Annotated in this window: 20 protein-coding genes and 1 riboswitch; of the genes, 10 read left to right on the forward strand and 10 right to left on the reverse strand. The window is 71.5% G+C overall.

The window, feature by feature from the left end; genetic code table 11:
• Window positions 1–97: 97 nt before the first annotated feature.
• From ACOZ38_RS36765 to ACOZ38_RS36780, 4 genes are all read left to right on the forward strand, one after another.
• On the forward strand, window positions 98–682 hold the full coding sequence (locus tag ACOZ38_RS36765) for a carbonic anhydrase (protein WP_424535593.1): 585 nt from the start codon (window positions 98–100) through the stop codon (window positions 680–682).
• Window positions 683–818: 136 nt separating this feature from the next.
• Window positions 819–1,223 carry an ArsR/SmtB family transcription factor gene (locus ACOZ38_RS36770; RefSeq protein ID WP_405140743.1) on the forward strand — a complete coding sequence of 135 codons (405 nt, stop codon included), beginning with the start codon at window positions 819–821 and terminating at the stop codon, window positions 1,221–1,223.
• On the forward strand, window positions 1,216–2,211 hold the full coding sequence (locus ACOZ38_RS36775) for a cation diffusion facilitator family transporter (RefSeq protein WP_424535594.1): 996 nt from the start codon (window positions 1,216–1,218) through the stop codon (window positions 2,209–2,211). Before ACOZ38_RS36770 ends, ACOZ38_RS36775 begins: the two co-directional genes overlap by 8 nt.
• A 123-nt stretch (window positions 2,212–2,334) precedes the next feature.
• Window positions 2,335–3,246: a transglutaminase-like domain-containing protein gene (locus tag ACOZ38_RS36780; protein ID WP_405140745.1), complete on the forward strand. Its 912-nt coding sequence runs from the start codon at window positions 2,335–2,337 to the stop codon at window positions 3,244–3,246.
• Window positions 3,247–3,255: 9 nt separating this feature from the next.
• Here the strand turns inward: ACOZ38_RS36780 and ACOZ38_RS36785 are convergent, their stop codons facing one another.
• Window positions 3,256–4,128, reverse strand: a complete 873-nt coding sequence (locus tag ACOZ38_RS36785) for a LysR family transcriptional regulator (protein WP_424535595.1) — start codon at window positions 4,126–4,128, stop codon at window positions 3,256–3,258.
• 81 nt (window positions 4,129–4,209) lie between these two features.
• Between ACOZ38_RS36785 and ACOZ38_RS36790 the strand changes: the two genes are divergently transcribed.
• A complete protein-coding gene (locus ACOZ38_RS36790) occupies window positions 4,210–5,472 on the forward strand; it encodes an MFS transporter (protein ID WP_424535596.1) in 1,263 nt (420 codons plus the stop codon).
• On the opposite strand, the gene ACOZ38_RS36795 is transcribed toward ACOZ38_RS36790, so the two are convergent.
• On the reverse strand, window positions 5,473–6,084 hold the full coding sequence (locus ACOZ38_RS36795; RefSeq protein ID WP_424535597.1) for a nucleotidyltransferase domain-containing protein: 612 nt from the start codon (window positions 6,082–6,084) through the stop codon (window positions 5,473–5,475).
• 124 nt (window positions 6,085–6,208) lie between these two features.
• Entirely contained in the window at window positions 6,209–7,096 is an 888-nt protein-coding gene (locus tag ACOZ38_RS36800; protein ID WP_424535598.1) for a hypothetical protein, read from the reverse strand.
• A 121-nt stretch (window positions 7,097–7,217) separates the two neighbouring features.
• On the opposite strand from ACOZ38_RS36800, the gene ACOZ38_RS36805 reads away from it, so the two are divergent.
• Window positions 7,218–8,828 carry a carbamoyltransferase family protein gene (locus ACOZ38_RS36805; RefSeq protein WP_424535599.1) on the forward strand — a complete coding sequence of 537 codons (1,611 nt, stop codon included), beginning with the start codon at window positions 7,218–7,220 and terminating at the stop codon, window positions 8,826–8,828.
• On the opposite strand, the gene ACOZ38_RS36810 is transcribed toward ACOZ38_RS36805, so the two are convergent.
• Window positions 8,829–9,170, reverse strand: a complete 342-nt coding sequence (locus tag ACOZ38_RS36810; protein ID WP_424535600.1) for a hypothetical protein — start codon at window positions 9,168–9,170, stop codon at window positions 8,829–8,831. It lies immediately after the preceding gene.
• A gap of 125 nt (window positions 9,171–9,295) precedes the next feature.
• Here ACOZ38_RS36810 and ACOZ38_RS36815 point away from each other — a divergent pair, with 125 nt between their 5' ends.
• On the forward strand, window positions 9,296–12,730 hold the full coding sequence (locus ACOZ38_RS36815; protein ID WP_424535601.1) for an NB-ARC domain-containing protein: 3,435 nt from the start codon (window positions 9,296–9,298) through the stop codon (window positions 12,728–12,730).
• Window positions 12,730–13,524, forward strand: a complete 795-nt coding sequence (locus ACOZ38_RS36820; RefSeq protein ID WP_424535602.1) for a hypothetical protein — start codon at window positions 12,730–12,732, stop codon at window positions 13,522–13,524. The genes ACOZ38_RS36815 and ACOZ38_RS36820 overlap by 1 nt, the downstream gene beginning before the upstream one ends.
• 11 nt (window positions 13,525–13,535) lie before the next feature.
• On the opposite strand, the gene ACOZ38_RS36825 is transcribed toward ACOZ38_RS36820, so the two are convergent.
• Both ACOZ38_RS36825 and cobN read right to left on the reverse strand, forming a co-directional pair.
• The gene (locus ACOZ38_RS36825) at window positions 13,536–13,931 is read right to left on the reverse strand and encodes a hypothetical protein (RefSeq protein ID WP_424535603.1); all 396 of its coding nucleotides are present in this window, start codon (window positions 13,929–13,931) and stop codon (window positions 13,536–13,538) included.
• Window positions 13,932–14,049: 118 nt separating this feature from the next.
• Window positions 14,050–17,691, reverse strand: coding sequence for a cobaltochelatase subunit CobN (cobN, locus tag ACOZ38_RS36830; RefSeq protein WP_424535604.1), 3,642 nt, complete (start codon window positions 17,689–17,691; stop codon window positions 14,050–14,052).
• Between the two features lie 34 nt (window positions 17,692–17,725).
• Window positions 17,726–17,923: riboswitch (cobalamin riboswitch) on the reverse strand.
• Between the two features lie 18 nt (window positions 17,924–17,941).
• Between cobN and cobG the strand changes: the two genes are divergently transcribed.
• Window positions 17,942–19,282: a precorrin-3B synthase gene (cobG, locus tag ACOZ38_RS36835; RefSeq protein ID WP_424535605.1), complete on the forward strand. Its 1,341-nt coding sequence runs from the start codon at window positions 17,942–17,944 to the stop codon at window positions 19,280–19,282.
• A gap of 24 nt (window positions 19,283–19,306) precedes the next feature.
• Here the strand turns inward: cobG and ACOZ38_RS36840 are convergent, their stop codons facing one another.
• Window positions 19,307–20,395: a cobalt-precorrin-5B (C(1))-methyltransferase gene (locus ACOZ38_RS36840; protein WP_405140751.1), complete on the reverse strand. Its 1,089-nt coding sequence runs from the start codon at window positions 20,393–20,395 to the stop codon at window positions 19,307–19,309.
• 176 nt (window positions 20,396–20,571) lie between these two features.
• On the opposite strand from ACOZ38_RS36840, the gene ACOZ38_RS36845 reads away from it, so the two are divergent.
• Window positions 20,572–21,312, forward strand: coding sequence for a cobalt-precorrin-6A reductase (locus ACOZ38_RS36845; protein ID WP_424535606.1), 741 nt, complete (start codon window positions 20,572–20,574; stop codon window positions 21,310–21,312).
• 4 nt (window positions 21,313–21,316) lie between these two features.
• On the opposite strand, the gene ACOZ38_RS36850 is transcribed toward ACOZ38_RS36845, so the two are convergent.
• The 3 genes from ACOZ38_RS36850 to cobM are packed head-to-tail and all read right to left on the reverse strand — an operon-like array spanning window position 21,317 to window position 24,274.
• On the reverse strand, window positions 21,317–22,879 hold the full coding sequence (locus tag ACOZ38_RS36850) for a precorrin-2 C(20)-methyltransferase (RefSeq protein WP_424535607.1): 1,563 nt from the start codon (window positions 22,877–22,879) through the stop codon (window positions 21,317–21,319).
• Window positions 22,876–23,502, reverse strand: coding sequence for a precorrin-8X methylmutase (locus ACOZ38_RS36855; RefSeq protein ID WP_405140754.1), 627 nt, complete (start codon window positions 23,500–23,502; stop codon window positions 22,876–22,878). The genes ACOZ38_RS36850 and ACOZ38_RS36855 overlap by 4 nt, the downstream gene beginning before the upstream one ends.
• 28 nt (window positions 23,503–23,530) lie before the next feature.
• The gene (gene cobM, locus ACOZ38_RS36860; protein ID WP_424535608.1) at window positions 23,531–24,274 is read right to left on the reverse strand and encodes a precorrin-4 C(11)-methyltransferase; all 744 of its coding nucleotides are present in this window, start codon (window positions 24,272–24,274) and stop codon (window positions 23,531–23,533) included.

Genomic DNA, 24,274 nt, shown 5'->3' on the forward strand with positions numbered 1-24,274 from the left:
AGAGGGCTCTCCCGCGTACGACGCGGGGACCGGGCGTGTCGCGCGCACGTCCGGCCGGTCTTCCATGCCCGCCATCAGCACGAAGGAGTCCACTTCCATGCAGTCGTTGATCGACCATGCCCGCACCTTCCACAAGAGGGTCCGCGGGGACCGAGAACAGGCGGCCACCCTGAGGGAGGGCGCCTCGCCCCAGGCGATGTTCATCACCTGCTCCGACGCGCAGGTCATCCCCTCGCTGATCACCGGGGCCCGGCCCGGGGAGCTGTTCGAGCTGCGCACCGCGGGGAACGTCATCCCGCCCTACCGCCTCGGCCGGCTCACGGCCGAGGCCGCCACCATCGAGTACGCGGTCAACATCCTGGGCGTGGAGGATCTGATCGTCTGCGGCCACACCCACTGCGGCGCCGTCCAGGGCCGGGTCCGCTCCTGGACGCTCCGCTCGGCCCCGACCACCCGCTGGTGGCTGCTCCAGACCCACCGGTGGCGGGAGGCGCGGGTGACCGGGGACGAGGAGCCCGGGCGCGCCCATCTGATCGCCCAGCTCGAAAAGCTGCACCGCTACCCCCGGGTGGCCAGGCGCCTCGCCGGCGGGCGGCTGCGCCTGCACGGCTGGTTCTACGAAGTGCACACCGGCGTGGTGTCCAACTACCGGCCGGAGACCGGGGCTTTCACGCCCCTCTGACCCCCCGCCCGATCATGACCGGCTGACCGCCTCCCCCCGCCCGCCGTGCCGTACCGCCCGACTCCGGTACGGCACGGCGTCGTCCGGCGCTTTCGCGGAGTCGACAGCCGGGTGCCGGTTTCCTACACTTCGATATATGAAGGATCGTTCAAGCGTCGCAACGTTGGACCCCGACGCGTGCTCCGTCCCGGTGGTGGACGCCGAGCGCGTGGGATCGGTCCGCCGGACACTCCCCTCCGAGGAGACCGTGCAGGATCTCGCCCAGGTGTTCGGCCTGCTCGCGGACCCGGGCAGGCTGCGGATGATGGCCGCCCTGCTGGAGGGCGGAGAGATGTGCGTGTGCGATCTCGCCGCCGCGACCGGCCAGAGCATGTCGGGCGCCTCCCACGCGCTGAGGCTGCTCCGGATGCGCCGGGTCGTCAAGGTGCGCCGGTCCGGGCGGATGGCCTACTACCAGCTCGCCGACTCTCACGTGCGCATGCTCTTCGACCTCGCCATCACCCACGCCAGACACACCGAAGGGGAGCCGGGCGATGGGTGACGCGCACGGCACGGGGCACGGCCACGGGCACGGGCACGGCGTGAGCCCGGAGGCCGACCGGCGCTACCTGACCGGCGCGCTCGCGCTCATCGTGGGCTTCATGGCCGTCGAGGTGGTCATCGGCTTCATCGCCCAGTCGCTGGCGCTGATCTCCGACGCCGGCCACATGCTGACCGACGCCATCGCCATCGTGTTCGCGCTGGTCGCGATGCGCATCGCCCAGCGCCCGCCACAGGGCGGCTTCACCTACGGGCTCAAACGCGCCGAGATCATCTCCGCACAGATCAACGGCATCACGCTGCTCCTGCTGAGCGCCTACTTCGTGTACGAGGGGATCGGGCGCCTGATCACGCCCCCCTCGGTCGAGGGAGTGTACGTCGTCGCCACCGGACTGGCCGGCATCGCCGTCAACATCGCCGCCACCTGGATGCTCAGCAGGGCGAACCGGTCGAGCCTCAACGTCGAGGGCGCCTTCCAGCACATACTCAACGACCTGTACGCCTTCGTGGCCACGACGATCGCCGGTCTGGTCATCTGGCTCACCGGCTGGAGCAGGGCCGACGCGATCGCCGCCCTGGTGGTGGCCGCGCTGATGCTCAAGGCCGGGTGGGGGCTGGTCCGCGACTCGGGCAGGGTCTTCATGGAGGCCGCGCCCGCCGGAATGAACCCCGCCGAGATCGGCAGGAGGACGGCCGCGCTCGACCACGTCGTGGAGGTGCACGACCTGCACATCTGGGAGGTGACCTCCGGGTACGCGGCCCTGTCCGCGCACATCCTGGTGATGCCGGGCGCGAACTGCCATGCCGTACGGGTGGCCGCCGAGCGCCTGGTGCACGACGAGTACGGCATCGGGCACACCACCCTGCAGGTCGACCACGCGTCGCACGAGCTCCTCGCCATCGGCCGGGCCGACGCGCACTGCGCCGATCCGCACGGCCCCACGCACCGGCGCGACTCGCCCGCCCCGATCCATCCGAAGCGGCACTGATCCGGGTCCCGGAGTGACCATGTTCTGGGTGCGCCGAATTTACAAACGATATTGTGGACATTTGCCGTTCATTCCCGTCAAGCTAAGGCCGCGCGGTTCCGGTCTACAGCGAGGGAAGGCACAATGACCGACGCACGTCACACTCTCGAAGCCGAAGAGCAGGCCTTCTATCTCGCCCACAGCGTGTTCAGCGACCCCGGGGACCTCGGCAGGCTGGAAGGCGTTCCCAGCGACCCGTCCGAGCTGGCGCTGATCGTCCGGAACCTCCTCATCCACCGGGAGGAGACGCCGTTCTTCGGCTTCACGCTCCCGGAGAACCGCAAGAACGAGGCGGAGACCCGCTACGTCTCCGCCATCCTGAGCATCATCACCGAGCGGGACGGCGAACCGCTGACGGTGGCCCGCCCGCCCGAGAAACGGTTCGCCGGAACCTGCCGCGACTTCGCGCTCCTGCTGTGCTCGCTGCTGCGGAGCACGGGCACCCCAGCCCGCATCCGGTGCGGCTTCGCCTCCTACTTCACCGCCGGGCTCCACGAGGACCACTGGGTCGCCGAGTACTGGAGCCCCGGGCGCGGGTGGACCCTGGTCGACTCCCAGCTCCCCGCTCCGGAGCTGATGGAGGCGTTCAAGATCTCGTTCGACCCGATGGACGTGCCCAGGGACGAGTTCCTCGTGGCGGGCGAGGCCTGGCGGGCCTGCCGGGCCGGGCGCTCCGACCCGGAGAAGTTCGGGGTGTCGTACATCAACCTGTCCGGCATGGACTTCGTCCAGAGCAACGTCGTGCGCGACCTGGCCGCCCTGAACAAGGTCGAGGTGCTGCCGTGGGACGGCTGGGACCTCGCCGAGAGGTTCCACAAGGACCTGCACGACGCCGAGATGAAGCTGCTGGACACGGTCGCCGAGGCCGAGAGCGACGGTGGCCCGTTCCCCCGGCTGCGGAACCTGTTCCTCGCCAACCCCGGCCTGCGCACGCCGTCCGCCGTCATCTCCCACACCACCTACGCGGGCACCAGGACCGTCTCCCTGCGTTCCTGACCTCTTCCTTCACGCGGGCGTCCCGCGCAGGTGCTCGATGAACCCCGCGGTCGCCGCCGTGGGCGCCGGGCTCGGGTGCCAGGCCAGGCCGATCGGCCGCCGCTGCTCAGGGGTGAGCGGGCGGTACACGGGGTCGTCGTGTTCGAGCACGTCCGGGCGCGGCAGGATGCCGACGCCGAGCCCGGCGCCGATGAGCCCCCGCACCGTGGCGACCTCCTCGCTCTCGAACGCGATCACCGGCTCGAACCCGGCGTCCTGGCACAGCCGGTCGATCACCCGCCGCATGTCCGTGGTCTGGGCGAAGGCGATGAACGGCTCGCCGCGCACGTCCCGGAGCGTGAGCCCCGGCACGCCCGCGAGCGGGTGGTCGGCGGCCAGGGCGACGCAGAGCTGCTGGTCGCGCAGCCGGTGCCAGTGCGCGTCGGTGCCGTCACGGGGCGGGGTGACCAGTGCCGCGTCGATGTCCCCGTTGCGCAGCCAGGCGAACAGCTCGCGCGTGAAGCCCTGGTGGAGCTCGAACCGGATGCCCGGGGTGACGGCGCGGTAGTCGCGCAGGAGCTCGGGGACGAGCCAGCGGCCCACCGAGTGCAGGAAGCCGAGCCGGATCAGGCCGGTGTCGGGGTTGGCCAGGGCGCCGATGCGCCGGCGTGCCGTCTCCAGGTCGGCGACCGCCCGGCGGGCGTGGTCGCGGAACAGCGCGCCGAACCGGTTGACGGCCAGCCTGCGCCCGTGCCGGTGGAAGAGCTCCACCCCGAGATCGGCCTCCAGCCGGGCCAGCGACCGTGACAGCGTCGACTGGTTGACCCTCTCGACGGCGGCCGTGTCACGCATGTTCTCTGTGTCACACAGCGACAGGAACCAGCGCAGCGTTTGCAGGTCCATCCAGCGATGATGCCGCTCACGCATCAGCAGTGTCAAAATCTGCATTTTGAGCATCAGGGCGGCAGGAGCAGCATCGGCCGGGTGACGACGACCCTCCCCGCCCTGCCCCGACCCCTCGCACGCGCCGCCGCCCACGACGGGTACCGGCCGGGCGACCGCGCCTACCGGCGGATCATGTACGGGCTGATGCTGGGCGGGTTCGCGAACTTCATGGCGCTGTACTACGTCCAGCCGCTGCTCCCGAGCGTCGCCAGGAACTTCCAGGTGTCGGCGTCGTCGTCGGCGGCGGTGCTGTCGCTGACCACGATCACCATGGCGGGCACGCTGCTGTTCGTCGGGCCCATCTCGGACGTCGTCGGGCGCGTGGCCATCATGCGGATCTCCCTCGCCGGTTCGGCCGTGCTCGGCATCGCCGCCGCCTTCGCGCCCACCTGGCACAGCCTCCTGGTCATCAGGGGCCTCGAAGGCGTCGCGCTGGCCGGGCTGCCCGCCGTGGCGATGGCCTACCTGGGCGAGGAGATCCACAGCGGGGCGCACCTGCGCGCCAACGCCGCGTACATCACGGGCACGGCGGTGGGCGGTGCCGCGGGACGGCTGCTCCCCGGGCCGGTCAACGCCCTGTGGGGGTGGCAGGGCGCCGCGCTCGCCGTCGGGCTGCTGACCGTGGCGTCCACCGCCGGGCTCTGGGCCCTGGTGCCGCCGTCCCGGCGCTTCGTGCGGTCCAGCCCCCGGCCCGCGAGCATCCTGCGCAACACCTGGCTAACCCTGCGGGATCCGGCCCTCGTCATGCTGTGCCTGGTGGGCGCGGCGATCATGGGCGCGTTCGTCGGCCTGTACAACGCGATGGCGTTCCGGCTGGAGGCCGCGCCGTACCTGCTGGGCAGCGCGGCGGTGCTGGTGTTCCTGGCCTACCCCGTGGGCCTGTTCGCGCCGCACGCCGCGGGACGGGTCGCGGCCAGGCTCGGACGCGGCCCCGCCGCCCTCATCGGCGTCGGTCTCCTGCTCGCCGGGGTGCTGCTGACCATCCCGGCCCAGCTCGCCGTGGTCGTCGCCGGGCTCGGCGTGCTGACCTTCGCGTTCCTCGGCACCCACTCGCTGGCGAGCGGGTGGGTCGCGGGCAGGGCCCACCGGGTCGGCGTCGGCGTCGGGCAGGCCTCCGGGCTCTACCTGCTGGCCTACTACCTCGGCAGCTCGGCGTTCGGGGCGATCGCGACCCACCAGTGGCAGGCCGGCGGCTGGCTCGACGTGATCGCCGTGTCAGCGGCGCTCACCGCGGGGGCCGGGGTGCTCGTGCTCCTGGCCCGCCGCTTCGACCCCGCCCCCCGGCGCGGCCCGGCCCGGTGATCAGCGGCCGAGACGGACGGTCCACGGATGCTCGCCGTACACCTCCGCGATGGCACGTGCCAGCCAGCGGCGCTGAGGCTCGTCCAGCACGGGCAGGGTCTCGGTGAAGTCCTGCTCGTCCTTGGCCCTGGGCCGCTTGGCCTTGTAGAAGAGCTGGACCTCGGGCGCCAGGTACGGAATGCCGTCCGGCGAGACCAGGCCCAGCCGGCCGACGGGGCACCGCAACCGGGGGTCGCGCCGCGAGACCCACTCGTCGCCGTCGGACTCGTCGAGCATCACCTGGATGCGCCACGGCTCGGCGGGCCCGGGGCGGCACCAGATGTCGCGGACCGTCTCCGGCAGGATCTCGCCGGGCTCCCACAGGCGCAGGACTCCAGGCGGATCGGCGGCCCACCACTCCCAGCGCTGCAGCGCCCGCTGCGCGGCGAGCTGATCACGGCGGAGCAGCAGGACGTCGATGTCCGCGTGCTCACGGAACGAACGGCCCAGCGCCAGCTCGATGGCGTAACCGCCCGCGACCCACCAGGGTTCCGGCAGGATCGAGAAGAGCGCGGCGACATCTGAAAGCGGCGCGGGATCCCAGGTTCCCCACGGCGTCTCCCGGCGGATCATGCCCGCCATCTTCGCGCGTGATCACCATCCTTGCCGGGATCTTTGGAAATCGCCGTCATCCTGTTCCCGGAGGGCCCGGTTGAGCCCGGTCGGCACGTCGGTGAGATCACGCCTGACTGGGCCGTCACACCTCGGACGAGCCGGCCCAGGGGTTGAACAGGTGCACGACGAGCGCGAGCACCGCCCAGTGGGGTGGGAGTACGGTCATAGTGGCCAGGATGACCGGTGGTGCCGCCCAGTGGTAGAGCCGGGCGGTGTCTGTGGCCACCACGAGCTGCGCGTAGGCGAGTAACAGCGTGACTGCCAGCATGGCGACAATCTGCGACTGGGTGGCCAATGCGGCCAGGACGCCTACACCCCAAGGCAAAACCATTGCCCGCGCGTCGAACCACTTGCCGAGGTGATGGACCCGGCTGGCAAGAACCGGCTGCCGCGTAACGTGCGGTTGTGCCATGACGTCCGTACCGACCCGCACGGTCAGCGCCCTGATCAGGGGCGCGGCCAGGCCGATCAGGGCCAGCGGGGTCCAGGCGTAGCAAGCCGCGAAGACCGGCCCGGATTCCTTGATGCAACCGGCCACCAGCGCCAACGCAACGCCGAGGACCCACAGGTCGTAGTGGAACGCGACGGCAGAACCTACCGCCCAGGTCAGGGCTGTCGCGTCGACGAGCACGGGCCAGCGCAAAGTGATCCGCCAGATACCGGACAAACCACAGACCAGGAGCGCGCCGACTACGAGCAGCTTGTCGTCGTGGATCCAGTGTCGCAGCCAAAGCGTGAGCAGCGGCGGCAGCACTGCCAGGTGTAACAACGCGTTGATTCGCCAGCGCACCAGGCTGTCGCGGCAGACTCGCGGCAGCAGCCAGCGCAGCGCGAACGGCATCGACACGTGCTCGCCGGCCCCGAGCGCACGGTAGCGGTGGCCGTCCGGACTTACCGACTCGACGACGTTCAGCCGTCCGATCGCGATCAGAACGATGCCAGCGACAAACGCGACGAGTGCGACGGCCATATCGTTACCTTCCATTGCGGGCCAGTCTCGGTCAAGATTCATTCTCAGGCGGTCGTCACCTTCCGGCATCGCCGCTGTAGGGGAACCAAACTGTGTCGAGACCGAGAATCGGGGCGGGGCAATGGACCACGTGGTCGGGTTCGGGGGCTCCATCCACGACTTTGCCACTTGTCTCATCTCAAGCGACGGAACGGTAGTCGCGATCGAGGACGAGCGCCTTAGCCGGGTGCGCTACGCCTACGGGGAACCGTACCCCTGCCGGAGGTCCCTGGAAATCGTCCTGGCGCAGCAAGGACTTGACACACGCGACGTGGGTCGGTTCGCCGCGAACGACATGCTCGTCGACGAGCTGAAGCTGCCTGGGGTCGCCCCGGACTGGTTGAACCACCACTACACCCACGCCGCGAGTGGGCTGTTCACCAGCCCGTTCGACGAAGCCGCGATCCTGGTCGCGGACGGAGCCGGGAGCGTCGTCGACGAGGAGGCTGAGCTAGATGCCGGCCGGCATCAGCGGGAGACCACCACGTGGGCAATGGGACGCGGCAACGACATCGAGGTGTTGGGGCGTGTGGTGGGTTCGAAACGCGGCGGGCCCGGTTCCAACGATGCGGACGCGCTGATGTCCAACTCGCTGGGCGATTTCTACCGGGCCGTGACCGAGGCCATCGGGTTCGGCTTCCTGCAGGCGGGCAAGACCATGGGCCTGGCAGCGTATGGCGACGACCGGTTCGTCGACCGGCTGATGACCGCGGTGAAGTTGTTGCCTGGCGGGCAGTTCACAGTGCGCACCGAAGGGCCGGGCGGGGTGCTCGATCTGCTCGCCGGGATCCCGCGTGGCCGACTCGCCGATGACTTTGAGGGAAACGCCCACCTCGCCGCAGCCGGCCAGGCTGTGCTGGAGCGGATCCTCCTACACATATTGGCCGAGCTCTGGCGCCGCACCCGGTGCCCGAATCTGTGCCTGGCCGGCGGTGTCGCATTGAACTGCGTGTTCAACGGCAAGATCGTGGAGCTGACGCCGTTCGAGAATGTTCACGTCATTCACGCGCCGGGCGACAGCGGTACCGCGATCGGTGCTGCGGTGGGGGGCCGGCTGGCCGGGACGGTGGGTGAGCAGCCTTGGCGGCTGACCGCGAGCCCGTACCTGGGTCTGTCTTACCCGGACAGCACCCTGGACGGGTACGGCGACCTGCTCACCGACGACGAGCTGTGCCGACGGGTCGCAGGTCTGCTACACCAAGGCGGTGTTGTGGCCTGGTTCCAGGGCGCGGCCGAATTCGGCCCGCGGGCGCTTGGCAACCGGAGCCTGCTGGCCGACCCGAGCCGTCCGGGAATGCGGGACCTGCTCAACCAGATCAAGCAGCGGGAGTGGTTCCGGCCGGTCGCCCCGGTGGTGCTGGAGAACCGGGTCGACGACTTCTTCCACGCCTACGGCACATCGCCGGCGATGCAGTTCTCCTGGTCCGTGAAGGAGTCGGCGCGCCAGAGCGTTCCGGCGATCTGTCATATCGACGGGTCGGCCAGAGTGCAGACGGTCAGCGACGCCCAGAACCCCGCCCTCGCCGCGCTGATCGGCGAGTTCGAGCGCCAGGGCGGACCGCCGGTGCTGGTGAACACCTCACTGAACCTTCGCGGCGAGCCGATCGTCGAGACCCCGGACGAGGCGCTCGCCGTCCTGGCTCAGTCCGACATCGACGCTCTGGTGGTCGGCAACCGCCTGATCCGCAAGTAGCTACGTGCGGAGGAACTTGTCCAGAAGGCGGCCTACGGGACCACGTCGCCTCCCGGCGCTCGCCGGTGCTACCACCTCGACCTGCGGCGGCACCCCGTGCGGGGCTACCTGCCGCACAGATGACGTCTGTGCCGCGATGATGGCCAGCTGCCGGTCTTCCTCGGCCCGTACCGGGTCGCACGCGGGCAGCCGGCCGAAGAGGTGCAGCCGTTCCCGCACCACGATCGGGGAACGGTGCAGCAGCTTGGCGATGGCCGCGATGCTCCAGCCGTCGTCGAAACCGTTCACCATCGCCGACTCTTCCTCGGCCGCCCAAGGATCCCCGGAACGGGCATGTTCCACGTCCGTACCTCCCTGCTCAGCAGGCGTCCCGCTGCTTCGGATGGCGAACGGTCGGTCTCTGTAACACAGACCGTTCTGTTGCATATATTAGTCTGACGTCGCCTAAACGACCATGGAGCGCATCCGTGCCGGACACCGAGGAACCGGCTCCACCTCCCGCAGTCGCGTCGCGAATCGTCGTGTCCGGCTTGGACACCGGCACGGCTACGTCCAGCGATGCGCGTGGCGCCCAAGGCGTGCAGATCGGCGACGGCAACGTTCAGTACAACGTTTTCGCGCCGTCGGCGGAGATCCGCCGTCCGCGGATGGTGCCCGAGCCGACGGGCCCTGTGGTCGACCGGCCCGAGCTTGCCAAGGAGCTGCTGGCGGCCCTGATTGCCGCTGACACCGGCCCGCACGGGATGTTGGTCGCCGTTGAGGGCCCCGGCGGCTTCGGCAAGACGACGCTGGCCGCCAAGGCCTGCCGGGATTTACGGATCGCCGAGCGCTATCCGGGTGGCGTGCTCTGGGCGACGGTCGGCGAGCGTCGACGCGACGGCCGGCTGGCCGAGCTGGTCAGCGGGCTTTGCGAGGTGCTGTCCGGTGAACCCGTGCGCACTACCGATCCGCTCATCGCCGGAGGCAGGCTGGGTTCGTTGCTGGACGCGCACGATCCGATCCTGCTGGTCGTCGACGACGTCTGGACCACGAACCAGCTGGCCCCCTTCATGATCGGCGGCGGTGACTGCCGCAGGTTGATCACCACGCGGAACGCCGGCGTCGCACCCCGCGGCGCCGCCACTGTCCTGGTCGACCGGATGACGGCTGAGCAGGCTGCGGCAGCCCTCACCGAGGGAGTCTCCGGCCTGCCCCGCGACCTGCTCAGCGCGCTTGTCGCGGCGACCGGCCGGTGGCCGTTGCTGCTCGGTCTGGTCAATGCCGCGCTCATCGAGCACCTCGCCGCCGGGGCCGGCGTGCGGGCTGCGGTCGACTGGATGCTCCGGCACCTGGCGGCGGCGGGCCCGGCGGCATTCGACCGAAACCTCGGGGACCAGCAGGACAGGAGTCAGGCGGTGGAAGCGACGATGGCGGCGAGCCTGGCCGTGCTCGATCCGCTGGACCGGCAGCGCTTCTTCGACCTCGCGGTCGTCCCGGAGAACGCGGAGCTGCCCGCGCAGGTATCCCGCTGGCTGTGGCAGGTCGCGGGTGGACTGTCCGAGGCCGCCGCGGAGAAGCTGCGCAGCCTACTGGTCCGGCTCCGGCTGGTGCAGGAGGTATGGACCAGCGCCGGGCCGGCTATACGCCTACATGATGTGGTCCGCGCGTACCTGATCCACAGACTGACCGCGGACGAGCTGCGCGCGCGGCACGAGCTGATGGTCCGAGTCGCGCGGGAGGCCCTCGTCGGGGAGGGCACGCCGGACATCCCGTGGTGGACACTGCCCGCCGATGACGCGTACCTATGGCGGTACCTGCCCCACCACATGGCCGAGGCCGGTCGGGTGGCCGAACGCGACACCCTGGTCCGCGACCTGCGGTGGGTATCGGCGAAGACCGTTCGCTCCGGTAGCTCGGTGCCTGCGGAAGTCGACTTGGCCGAGGCCACCCCGGAGGTCCCGGCGCTGCGACACGCGCTGGGCCGGCTCACCCAGCAGCTGACCATCACCGACCCGCCGACCGCTCTCGGCGCGACCCTGTACGCCTACCTCGGCTCGCTGCCCGAGCTGGACGAAGTGGTCGCCTCGTACGGCAGACACCTGACCGGACCGCAACTCACGCCGCATTGGCCGTTGCCGGACCGTCCCGGATCCGGCCCCTACCGGGTCATCTCCGGACACGAGTTCGGCCTGAGCGGCTGCGTGTTCTCCCCGGACGGCACGCTGATCGCCACTTCCAGCCACGATCGGACCATCAGGGTGTGGGCCGCCGCTACCGGCGAGCAACGCCAGATCCTCACCGGCTCGCCAGAGGCCCTGACCGGGTGCGCGTTCTCACCCGATGGCACCATGCTGGCGGGTGCGGGACACGACGGAACGGTCCGGCTCTGGAACGTCGCCGGCGGACCTGTGCAACGGGTGCTGGACTGCCAGTGCGCGACCGTGACCGGGTGCGCGTTCTCGCCGGACGGCGCACTGCTGGCCGGCGCCGGCGGCGACGGTTCCGTCCGGCTGTGGGACGTCGCGACCGGAGAACAGGTCCGGGTCCTCGCCGGGCATGAGGGAGCCGTCCGCGGATGTGCCTTCTCGCCGGACGGTGAGCTGGTCCTGACCGCGGGAGAAGACCGGACAGCCCGGCTATGGGAGACCGCGACCGGAGAGCAGGTCCGGGTCCTCGCCGGGCACGAGGGAGCCGTCCGCGGATGTGCCTTCTCGCCGGACGGTGAGCTGGTCCTGACCGCGGGAGAAGACCGGACAGCCCGGCTCTGGGAGACCGCGACCGGGATCGAGACCGACGTGCTGACCGGGCACACGGAGACCGTCACCGGGTGCACGTTTTCACCCGACGGCACCTTGTTGGCCACTGGCAGCCACGACAGTACGGTGCGGACCTGGTATGTCGCCAGCGGCGCGGAGCACGGCATCTTCGCCGATCACACCGAAGGCGTCACCGGATGTGCTTTCTCGCCGGACGGCACCCTGCTGGCAAGTACCGGCTTCGACTGGCACCTGCGGCTCTGGCGGGTGGACGAGGAGCCCGGGACCGCGACGGCCTCGCGACAGTGGGTCTACGGGGCCGCGTTCGCCCCGGGCGGCGACCTACTGCTGACCAGCGGACACGATCACCAGGCGCACCTGCAGACGACTGAGACCGGCGAGACGATCAGGGTCTTCGACGGCCACACTGACACGGTGGCAGCCTGCGCGGTTTCACCCGACGGCGGCCTGGCGGCCACTGCCGGTTACGACGGGTACGTCAGGCTCTGGGACATTGAGACCGGCGAGGCACGGGCCGTGCTTACCGGGCACGCGGATCTGGTGCACGACTGCGCCTTCGATCCCAGCGGCGCCATGCTGGCCACCGTCGGCCATGACGAGACGATCCACCTGTGGACGGTGGCCGGCGGCACACCGCACCAGGTCCTCACCGGTCACGACGGCGCGATCGCCGCCTGCGCGTTCTCCCCCGATGGCGGGCTGCTGGCGACGGCCAGCCATGATCAGACGCTGCGGCTGTGGGACCCCGCCACCGGTGACCTGCGAGCTGTTCTCGCGGCTCATACGGACATCGTCACCGGATGCGCGTTCTCTCCGGACGGTAGACGGCTCGCTTCGACCAGCCATGACCGGACGGTGCGAGTATGGGACGTACGCACCGCTCGGCTGCGGCAGACCCTGCGTGGTCACTCCGGCGGTGTATCCGCGTGCGCCTTCACCAGTGACGGCGGGCTGCTGGCCAGCGCCGGGTACGACCGTCAGATCCGGGTGTGGGAGACCAACACCTATCGGCAAGTGTGTGCGCTGCGAGTGGCGGCGCCGCTGCTGCGCCTAGCGTGGCATCCCACTGAACCCCTGTTGGCCCTCACCGGACAGGCCGGTGTTTACCTGTTGCGATACCTTCCCAATGGCGTCAGGGGGCAGTGATGTTCAGCTCGGGCCCGCACGTCAGCTGCTATCAGGCACGCTCCACTGTGGATGGTGCCGTCATCGGCATCCGGTGTGTCAAGTTCGCCAACCTGATCCACCAACCGGGAACGCCTGGGATCGCCTTCGTCTGGTACGGCGAGGGTACCGACGACGCCGGCCCCTACCGGTACTTCGGGGAGGCGTTCTCGCTTCCGGGCTCCCCCGATGATGTTTCCGGTTCGGTGCTGATCGCTCTGGCCGGCGGTCTGAGCGGCAATGGTGAACGCGCCGAACCGTTGCTGGAGCTCCGGTTCGAGGTCGGATCGCCAGCAGGGGGCGTGCCCGCGAAGCTGCGGGTCACCGGCGACCGATCCGAAGAATGGACGCTGGTGCCCAACGGAGTCCTCGCTGGCTACCAGCCGGTGCCGCGCCGGATCGCCAAGGCCGGCCCGAACTTCCATGAGTTCGTCGTCCGCAAGCACGACGGTACCCCCGGAGTTGGGGTCCGGCTGATGCTGCACAGCGGCAGCTGGCTGGGATCGGGCCGCTGGGGTGACATGACCTACCTGCACCTCGGCACCTTTGTCGGCGACCCGGCCAACCCGGTGGTGCCCGTCCGGTTCGGCACCGCCGATATCGGCATCGACACCCACTACTGCGGTTTCGTCCCATGGGGCGAGATGTCCGTGCGGCGGACATCGCCGGCCACCTGGCAGGTCACTGGCGCCTGGAGCGAAGAGTGGCAGGAGCGCCATGCCGGTCCGGACCGGCCCGTCGACCCGCGGATCGCCGGACTCACTGTCCTCAGATGAGGTCGCGCCGCTCAGGTTGACAAGGGTGGGCTGGTGAAGGTGTTGGTCTGGGTGTTGCCATCGCCGACCTGCACACCCTGCGCGCCGCGCACGTCGACCGAATACTTGCCCTGCTGGCTGCCGGCGTCATCGAGCAGCGCCATCAGCCGCTGAGCTGCCCGCACTGCTGCGTCGTCCGAGCCGGCATCGGTCTCGATTAGCTCGGCTTCCAGCGCCGGACCCCACTGCTCGGGCTTGACCTCGTGCTGCTCCAACGCCACCTCACCGGCAGCCCGGCCGGTCAGCCGCCGGCGGACCAGAGCCTTCAGCCCCGCATATGCATCCTTGACCGCCTCGGTCACCGTGTCTTGTGCCCCTGCTGCCGCGCCTGCCGCCAATGCCGTCACGATCAAAGAAACCGGATCCATAGCCGCCTCCGTCCGTCCCAGCCCCTGTCCCGGCCAAGGACACCCTAGTCTTGTACGAACCAACTCGGGTGTCACTCGCGGTCACTCCCGTGTAGCGGTCTGGGGCTGACTCGTGTCGTCAGGCGGGGGCGTCCGTTCCTCCCTCGATGTCGCCCTCGACCTTGAGGTAGACCTCCTGCAGGTCGCGCAGGATCTCGGGGTCCGGGTGCTCCCACATTCCCCGCCCCGCCGCCTCCAGCAGGCGCTCGGCCATGCCGTGCAGGGCCCACGGGTTGGACTCGGCGAGGAAGCTCTGGTTCTCCGGGTCCAGGACGTAGGTGGCGGCGAGCTTGTCGTACATCCAGTCGGCGACCACGCCGGTGGTCGCGTCGTAGCCGAACAGGTAGTCGACCGTCGCCGCCAGCTCGAACGCCCCCTTGTATCCGTGACGTCGCATCGCCGACACCCAGCGGGGGTTCACCACCCGGGCGCGGAAGACGCGCGCCGTCTCCTCCGAGAGGGTGCGGGTGCGGACCGCGTCCGGGCGGGTGCTGTCGCCGATGTAGGCGGCGGGCGCCCTGCCGGTCAGGGCGCGCACGGTGGCGATCATGCCGCCGTGGTACTGGAAGTAGTCGTCGGAGTCGGCGATGTCGTGCTCGCGGGTGTCGACGTTCTTGGCGGCCACGGCGATGCGCCGGTAGGCGGCCTCCATGTCTTCCCGCGCGGGCGTGCCGTCCATGTCCCTGCCGTAGGCGAAGCCGCCCCACACCGCGTACACCTCGGCGAGGTCGGCGTCGTCGCGCCAGTTCCTGCTGTCGATCAGCGGCAGCAGCCCCGCGCCGTACGCGCCCGGGCGGGAGCCGAAGACGCGGGTGGTGGCCCGCCGCTCGTCGCCGTGGGCCGCGCGGTCGGCCACCACGTGCGCCCGTACGAAGTTGGCCTCCTCCGGCTCCTCCAGCCCGGCGACCAGCCGCACCGCGTCGTCCAGCATCACGACCACGTGGGGGAACGCGTCGCGGAAGAAGCCGCTGATCCGGACGGTGACGTCCACGCGGGGCCGGCCCAGCTCCTCGTGGGGGATCGGCGCGAGGCCGGTGACCCGGCGGGACGCCTCGTCCCACACCGGCCGCACGCCGAGGAGCGCGAGCACCTCGGCCACGTCGTCGCCCGAGGTGCGCATGGCGCTGGTCCCCCAGATCGACAGGCCCACCGAGCGCGGCCAGTCGCCGGTGTCGGCGCGGTAGCGGGCGAGCAGGGACTCGGCCATCGCCTGCCCGGTCTCCCAGGCCAGGCGGCTCGGCACGGCCTTGGGGTCCACGGAGTAGAAGTTGCGCCCGGTGGGCAGCACGTTGACCAGCCCGCGCAGCGGCGACCCGCTCGGCCCCGCCGGCACGTACCCGCCGTCGAGGGCGTGCAGCACCGCGCCGATCTCGTCGGTGGTCCTGGCCAGCCGGGGGACGATCTCGGTGGCCGCGAAGTCCAGGATCCGCCCAACCTGTGGTGGTACGGCCGCGCCGAGCACGGCAGCGCAGACCTCCTCCGCCGCGCCGGGGTCCCAGTCGCGCTCCTCCATGCCGTGGACGAGCGCCGCCGCGACCGTCTCGGCCTCATCGGTGCCGGCCCGCCCGGCGGTGCCGTCCTCCGCCAGGCCGAGCGCCTCGCGAAGGCCGGGCAGCGCCTCGGCCCCCGCCCACATCTGCCGGGCGCGCAGCATCGCCAGCACCAGGTCGCTTCTGGCCTGTCCCACGGGGGCCTGGCCGAGCACGTGCAGGCCGTCGCGGATCTGCACGTCCTTGACCTCGCACAGCCAGCCGTCGACGTGCAGCAGGAAGTCGTCGAACTCCGCGTCGTGCGGCCTGTCGTCCAGCCCGAGATCGTGGTCGAGCCTCGCGGCCTGGATGAGGGTCCAGATCTGGGCGCGGATCGCGGGCAGCTTGGCGGGGTCCATGGCCGCGATGGAGGCGTGCTCGTCGAGGAGCTGCTCCAGCCGCGCCATGTCGCCGTAGGTGTCGGCGCGGGCCATGGGCGGCACCAGGTGGTCGACCAGGGTGGCGTGGGCGCGGCGCTTGGCCTGGGTGCCCTCGCCGGGGTCGTTCACCAGGAACGGGTAGATCAGCGGCAGGTCGCCGAGCGCGGCGTCCGGGCCGCAGGAGGCGGACATCCCGGCGGACTTGCCGGGCAGCCACTCCAGGTTGCCGTGCTTGCCGACGTGCACCACGGCGTGCGCCCCGAACCCGTCCTGGAGCCAGCGGTAGGCGGCCAGGTAGTGGTGACTCGGCGGCAGGTCGGGGTCATGGTAGATCGCGATGGGGTTCTCGCCGAACCCGCGCGGCGGCTGCACCATCACCACGACGTTCCCGGCGCGCAGGGCCGCCAGCACGATCTCCCCCTCGGGATCGCGCGACCGGTCGACGAACAGCTCGCCGGGCGGGGGTCCCCAGTGCCGCTCCATCCCCGCGCGGAGGTCCTCGGGGAGCGTGACGTACCAGGCCCGGTAACGGGCGGCGGAGATGCGTACCGGGTTGCCGGAGAGCTGCTCCTCGGTGAGCCAGTCCTGGTCCTGGCCGCCCGCGGCGATGAGCGCGTGGATGAGCGCGTCACCGTCCTGGGCGTCCACGCCCGGCAGGCCGCCCTCGCCCTCGGGCCCGATGTCGTACCCGCTCGCGCGCATGGCGGCCAGCAGGCGGACCACACTCGCGGGCGTGTCCAGGCCCACCGCGTTGCCGATGCGCGCGTGCTTGGTCGGGTAGGCCGACAGCATCACCGCGATCCGCCTGTCCGCCGGGGGCACGTGCCGCAGGGTGGCGTGCCGTACGGCGATGCCGGCGACCCGGGCCGCGCGCTCGGGGTCCGCCACGTAGACGGTCAGCCCCTCCTCGTCGACCTCCTTGAAGGAGAACGGCACGGTGATGATCCGCCCGTCGAACTCCGGGATGGCCACCTGGGAAGCGGCGTCCAGGGGGGACAACCCGTCGTCGCTCGCCGCCCAGGTCTCCCGGTCTCCCGTCAGGCACAGGCCCTGGAGGATGGGAACGTCGAGCCGGGCGAGCGCGCCCACGTCCCAGGCCTCGTCGTCACCGCCCGCCGAGGCGGTGGCGGGACGGGTGCCGCCCGCCGCGAGCACGGTGACGACCAGCGCGTCCACTTCGCCGAGAACTTCCATCAGGGCGGGCTCGGCGGTGCGCAGGGACGCGCAGTAGACGGGCAGCGCCCGTCCCCCGGCGTTCTCGATCGCGGCGCACAGCGCCTCGACGAACCCGGTGTTCCCCGCGACGTGATGCGCCCGGTAGTACAGCACCCCCACGACCGGCCGCCCAGCGCTTTCCTCTGATGCCTCGGCGCTCTCGCGGTCCAGGATGCCCCAGGCGGGCGTGGCCTCCGGGGCGGCGAAGCCGTGCCCGGTGAGCAGCACGGTGTCGGACACGAATCTGTGCAGCTCGGCCAGGTTGGCGGGGCCGCCGTGCGCGAGGTACGCGTGCGCCTCCGCGCACACCCCTCCGGGGACGGTGGACAGCTCCATCAGCTCGGCGTCGGGAGCCTGCTCGCCCCCGAGGACGATGACCGGGCGGGGCCCGGCCAGCAGGAGGTCCAGACCCTCCTCCCACACCCGGCGCCCGCCGAGCAGCCGGACGACGACCAGCTCCACGCCATCGAGCAATGGGGTGAGGTCCTCGACGGCGAGCCGGGCCGGGTTGCCCAGCCGGTACGGGGCGCCGCTCGCGCGCGCGCTCAGCAGGTCGGTGTCGGAGGTCGACAGCAGAAGTACGGGGAGATGGCGCACGGCACATCCTCACTCGGGGTCCGCGCCCCGGGTCGTCGGTCCACACGGCCTGGAGTCTCCTGGCTTCCGGATCGACGCTCACCCCGGCCTTCCCGCCCGTTGCCGGGCCGTGGCCTTCTGGTGGGGTTCGCTCCCCGGTGACAGTGGCGGGACCGCGCCGGATTCACACCGGCTTCCTCCTTGTGCCGTCGCTCCCCTATCAGATCACGGAGTCCAACTTATTGCGACAAGTAGGGTTAACATCCTGAACGTGGCAGTTGCCGACCTTCCGGGTCTTTCATCGCGCGCCAACGCCCAGCCCGGAAGGTCGCGGCCGGACGCCTGTCCCGGTGCGTTGCAGACGCATCCGGCCGCGGACGGCGCCGTCGCCCGTATCCGGGTGCCGGGGGGCATCCTGACCGCCGCCCAGCTGCGCAGGCTCGGCGCCGCGGCCACTGCCCTGGGCTCCGGGGTGATCGAGCTGACGTCCCGCGCCAACGTGCAGGTACGGGGACTGGACGCCGAGGGAGAGGCCGCGTTCGCCTCCGGCATGGCCGCCGCCGGGCTGCTGCCCTCCGCCACCCACGAGCGGGTGCGCAACATCCTGGCCTCCCCGATGGCCGGGCTCGATGGTCGCGGCCTGATCGAGGTGGCGCCGCTCGTACACGAGCTGGACCACGCCCTCTGCGCCCGCCCCGCCCTCGCGGGACTGCCCGGCCGGTTCCTGTTCGCCCTCGACGACGGCAGAGGCGACATGACCCCCCTCGGGGCCGACGTCGCCTTCGTCCCGATCCCCGTGCCGGCCGGTGGCGAGGAGGTCGTGGGGGCGCTGCTCCTGGCTGGTGAGGACCGGGGACTACGCGTCGCTCTAACGCGAGCGGTACCCGCCATGATGGCGGCGGCCGAGGCCTTCCTCGCCGAACGTACCGCCCAGAACTCGACGGCCTGGCGCATGGCCGAACTCGACGACGGCCCCGCCACCATCGCCACCCGCCTCGGCGACTTCGCCGGCGTCACACCACCCGGCCACCTCACCCCCCTGCCGGACTTGTCGGATATGTCGGCACCGCCGCTGCTTGGCCTGGTGTCCCGGCCCGAAAGGCGGGCAACGCTGGTCGTCATGCCGCCGCTCGGCCGGTTGACGACCGCCCAGGCGTACGCGCTCGCGACGGCGGCGGAGGCGGGAGATGGCGAGATCCGGCTGACCCCGTGGCGCGGCGCCATCGTGCCCGGCATCAGCGGAGCGGACGCGGATTCCTGGCTGTCCAGGCTGGCGGCCACCGGGCTGGTGACCGATCCCGCCTCCGCGTGGACCGGGGTCACCGCCTGCACCGGACGACCCGGCTGCGCGAAGTCACTGTCCGACGTCCAGGCTGACGCCGCAAGCTCGACGGCTCGCGCCGGCCTTCCCCTGATCGACGCCCAGACGGCCGGCGTACTGCCCGTGCACTGGGCCGGGTGCGAGCGCCAGTGCGGACGGCCCACCGGACGGGCCGTACTCGTGGTGGGCACCGGCCACGGCTACCGCGTCGACGCGGACGGCCGGAGCCTGCACTACCAGGACATCGAGGAGACGGCCGCCGCGGTCGCCACGGCCAGGAGGACCGGCTGAACAGGGTTCGCCCGTCAGGGAGTGTCAGCCGGCGCGGCCGACGATGGTGCCCGCGCGGTCGATGACCACGACGTCCACCTGTACGGGAGCTCCGCGCAGCACTCCGGCCGACGCCACCCTGGCCCGCTCGGCCACCAGGTCCCCGAGGGGCAGGTTCTCCTGCTGACAGAGTTGCAGCGCCTGTAACGCGGTGTTCGCGTGCAGCACCCGATCAGCCAGGTCAACGCTGCCGCCCGCCTCCCGTACCAGCGTGGCGAGCGCCTCGGTGCTGACCTGCGAGCGGCCCGAGTGCAGGTCGAGATGGCCGTCCGCGAGCTTGGACAGCTTGCCGATACCCCCGGCGACCGTCAGCCGAGGGACCGGATGCCTGCGCAGGTACTTCAGCACGGCCCCGGCGAAGTCGCCCATGTCCAGTAGCGCGTCGTCCGGAAGCCCGTACAGCCCGGCGGCGACCCGCTCCGACGTGCTGCCGGTGCACGCGGCGACGTGCGTGTGCCCGGCGGCGCGGGCGACGTCGATGCCGCGCCTGATGCTGTCGATCCAGGCCGAGCACGAGTAGGGGACCACGACCCCGGTGGTGCCGAGGATGGACAGGCCGCCGAGGATGCCCAGGCGGGGATTCCACGTGCGCCTGGCCAGCTCCTCGCCGTGCTCCACCGAGAGCTCCACGACGACGTCACCGCTGCCGCCGCACCTGGCGGCGACCCGTTCGACGTGCTCGCGCATCATCTGCCGGGGCACCGGATTGATCGCCGGCTCCCCCACCTCCAGTGGCAGCCCGGGCTTGGTGACCGTGCCCACCCCGGGCCCCGCGCGGAATGCGACACCGGTCCCCGGAGCGCCGTGCCGTACGGTCGAGAAGATCAGCGCACCGTGGGTGACGTCCGGATCGTCCCCCGCGTCCTTGACCACTCCGGCCCGGGCCATGGCCGAGCCGGTCAGGGGGCCGGTGAGCTCCTCCGTGGCGAGCGCGAACGCCGGGCGCTGCCCCCGTGGCAGCAGGATCTCCACGGGGTCGGGGAACGCCCCGGTGAGCAACGCCGTGTACGCGGCCGTGGTGGCCGCCGTGGCACACGCACCGGTGGTCCAGCCATGTCGCAGGGCAGTGCTCATGCGTCAAGGATGTACCACGCGAAACCGGACAACTCGACGAGGTCAGGCGTGCTGGTATCCACCCAGGCCGCACGGCATCCCGATATCCGGCGGGGCGCCCATGAGGGTGGACGTCCTAATATCCGGAAGGATCCCTCGATGAGGGCACACTTCTTGGTACACGGCAGGAGCGGCTGGTGAAGGCAGGCGTCCTTGTTCTCGGGGGGACCGGGGAGGCGCGGGCGCTGGCGGCGGCGCTCACCGGCCGTCCCGAGGTCCGCGTGATCTCCTCGCTCGCGGGCCGGGTGACCGATCCCCGCCTCCCCGAGGGAGAGGTGCGCGTCGGGGGGTTCGGCGGGCCGGAACGCCTGGCGGACTGGCTGCGCGAGCAGGGCATCCGGGCCGTGGTCGACGCCACCCACCCGTTCGCCGAACGGATCACCGCCTCCGCCGTACGCGCCACCGCCGCGGCGGGGGTACCCCTGCTCATCCTGCGGCGGCCCGGATGGCGGCAGGAAGCCGGAGACGACTGGCACTGGACGTCATCCCTGCCGGAAGCCGCAGCGTCGCTGCCGGGGCTCGGACGGCGGGTCTTCCTCACCTCCGGGCGTCAGGGGTTGTCCGCCTTCGCCGGCCTTGACGACCTGTGGTTCCTGATCCGTACGGTCGACCCACCCGATCCGCCCCTGCCACGCCGTTCCCACCTCCTGCGCGACCGGGGTCCGTACACGCTGGACGGCGAGCGCGCGCTGATGCGCCACCACCGCGTCGACGTGCTGGTCACCAAGGACAGCGGCGGAACGATGACCATGGCCAAGCTCGCCGCCGCACGTGAGCTCGGCCTCCCCGTCGTCGTGGTCCGCCGCCCGCCGCCACCGGAGGCCCCCACGGTGCGGACCACGGAAGAGGCCCTCACCTGGCTCCGGCACCTCGCATGAGCCGTCAGACCGGGTAGCGGCGTGGGGTGAAGACGACGGGGTGGCCGTTCCGGTCCGCCGTGCGGGTGGTCGAGGAGCCGATGACCAGCAGGCAGCGCATGTCGACGTCGGCCGGGTCCAGCTTGGCCAGGGTGGTGACGCGCAGGCTCTCCTCGGGGCCGCCGACGTCCCGTCCGATGACCACGGGCGTGAGCGGGGCGCGGTGCTCCAGCAGGAGGTCCCGCGCCGTGGCCACCTGCCACGTACGGGTCCGCGACGCCGGGTTGTAGATCGCCAGCACCAGATCGGCACGGGCGGCGGCGGTGATGCGCGCGGCGATGACGTCCCACGGCTTGAGCTGGTCGGACAGGGAGAGCACGCAGTAGTCGTGCCCGAGCGGCGCGCCGGCCCGCGCGGCGACGGCGTGTGCGGCCGTCAGGCCCGGCACCACGCGCACCGGCACCCCGGCGAACCTCGGCTCGCACGCCACCTCCAGCACGGCGCTGGCCATCGCGAACACTCCGGGATCCCCCGAGGACACCACCGCGACACGCGAGCCCGCCTTCGCCAGCTCCAGCGCGTGCGCGGCCCGCTCCGCCTCGACGCGGTTGTCCGTCGGGTGCCTGCGCTGGCGCGGGTTCCGCGCCACCCGGTTCAGGTACGGGCCGTAGCCGACGAGATCATCGGCGGTCGCCAGGGCGTCCTGGGCCTCCGGTGTCAGCCAGGGCCGCCCCGCCGGCCCGAGCCCCACCACGACGACCTCCCCCGCGCCGGCCTCCGGCTCGACCGCCCGCCCCACCTCGGAGGTGGTGATCCGGGTGGTCATTCGGCTGGGGAGGATGGCGAGGGAGAAGTACGGCACCTCGTCCGGGTCGACCTCGGCCAGCGGGGCGGTGCGCTGCCTGTCGGTGGTCGCCCGCTCGACGTACCAGGCCTCCTCCAGGCGGCCGGCCCGGTCCAGTGCCTCGCGTACGGACGTGAACGTGCGGCCGAGCTTGAGGATCGCCGCCGAGTCCGTGGTGGCCAGCCGCTCCGCGAGTTCCTCCGGCGGCAGGGTGCCCGGGAGAATGGTCAGGGTCTCCTCGCGCTCGACCAGCGGGCGGCCCAGCACGGCCGACGCGGCGCTCACCGAGGTCACCCCGGGGACGACCTCGGTCGGGTAGCGGTGCGCCAGCCGCTTGTGGAGGTGCATGTAGGAGCCGTAGAAGAGCGGGTCGCCCTCGCACAGCACGACCACGTCAAGTCCGGCGTCGAGGTGGGCGGCCAGCCGTTCGGCGCAGGTCGCGTAGAACGCGTCGATCGCGCCCCGGTAGCCGCCGGGGTGGTCGGTGGTCTCGGTGGTGACGGGGTAGATCAGCGCTTCCTCGATCTGGTCGCCGCGCAGGTACGGCCCGGCGACCGTGCGGGCGATGCTCCGCCCGTGCCGGGCGCTGTGGTAGGCGATCACGTCAGCCTCACGTACGAGCCGCGCGGCCTTCACCGTAACCAGCTCCGGATCCCCGGGCCCGAGCCCGACCCCCCGCAAACGTCCGGACCGGCCCCGCTCCGGGGCCTGGTGGGGGGCGGGGTCGCTCATGTCGTCGCTCATTCTTCCTCGCTCGCGATCGCGTTGACGGCCGCCGCGGCCAGCGCGCTCCCGCCACGGCGGCCGTGTACCACCAGGTGTTCGAGGCCGTCGCCGTACGCGGCCAGGGCATGCTTGGACTCGGCGGCGCCGATGAACCCCACAGGGACGCCGAGCACGGCGGCGGGCCTGCCCGCGCCCTCCCTGACCAGCTCCAGCAGCCGGAACAGGGCCGTGGGCGCGTTGCCGACGGCCACCACGGCGCCGTCGAGCCGGTCGCGCCACAGCTCCAGCGCCGCCGCGCTGCGAGTGGTGCCGAGCCTGCGCGCCAGGTCCGGCACCCGGGGGTCACCCAGCATGCAGAGCACGTCGTTCCCCGCGGGCAGGCGGCCGCGGGTCACCCCGGACGCCACCATGTTCGCGTCGCACAGCACCGGCGCCCCCGACCGCAGGGCCTTCCGCGCGGCGGACACCACGCCGGGTGACCAGGCGAGGTCGGTGACCAGGTCGACCATGCCGCAGGCGTGGATCATCCGGACGGCCACTCTCGCGATGTCGTCCGGCAAACCCGCGAGATCGGCCTCCGCCCGGATGGTGGCGAAAGACCGGCGGTAGATCTCCGCCCCGTCTCGGATGTAGTCGATCACGAACTCCTCAGGTACAGGTGCCGGCCCATCAGTCGCGCCGGCGGGTGGCCGAGTACAGGTGGCTGTCGGGGAACTCCGAGGCGGTCAGCACTCCGCCGACGATGACCACGGCGGTGCGGACCACGCCCGCCTCGCGGACCTGTCCGGCGATGTCGGCCAGGGTGCCCCGCAGGACGACCTCGTCGTCACGGCTCGCGCGTGCCACCACGGCGACCGGGCAGCCGGCGCCGTAGTTCGGCGTCAGCTCCGCGACCAGCGCCTCGATCCGCTGGACGGCCAGGTGCAGCACCATCGTCGAACGGCTGAGGCCCAGCGTGCCGAGGTCCTCGCCGTCGGGCATCGCGGTGGCGCGGGCGGACGTGCGGGTCAGCACCACCGTCTGGCCCACTCCCGGCACGGTCAGCTCGCGGCCCAGCGAGGCGGCCGCCGCCGCGAACGCGGGAACGCCGGGCGTCACGTCGTACGGGACGCCGGCGGCGTCCAGGCGGCGCATCTGCTCGGCCATGGCGCTGAAGATGGACGGGTCGCCCGACTGCAACCGCGCCACGTCGTGCCCGGCCGCGTGCGCGGCGAGCATCTCCGCCACGATCTCGTCCAGCGTCATCCGCGCGGTGTCCACCAGCCGCGCGCCCGCCGGCGCGTAGTCCAGCAGCTCCTTCGGCACCAGCGAACCGGCGTACAGGCAGACCGGCGAGGCGGCGATCAGGTCGCGCCCGCGCACGGTGATGAGATCGGCCGCTCCCGGCCCCGCCCCGATGAAATGCACCGCCAC

Origin of the sequence: Sphaerisporangium viridialbum, from assembly GCF_049674955.1 — a bacterium.
In the GTDB taxonomy this organism is placed as follows: Bacteria; Actinomycetota; Actinomycetes; order Streptosporangiales; family Streptosporangiaceae; genus Sphaerisporangium; species Sphaerisporangium viridialbum.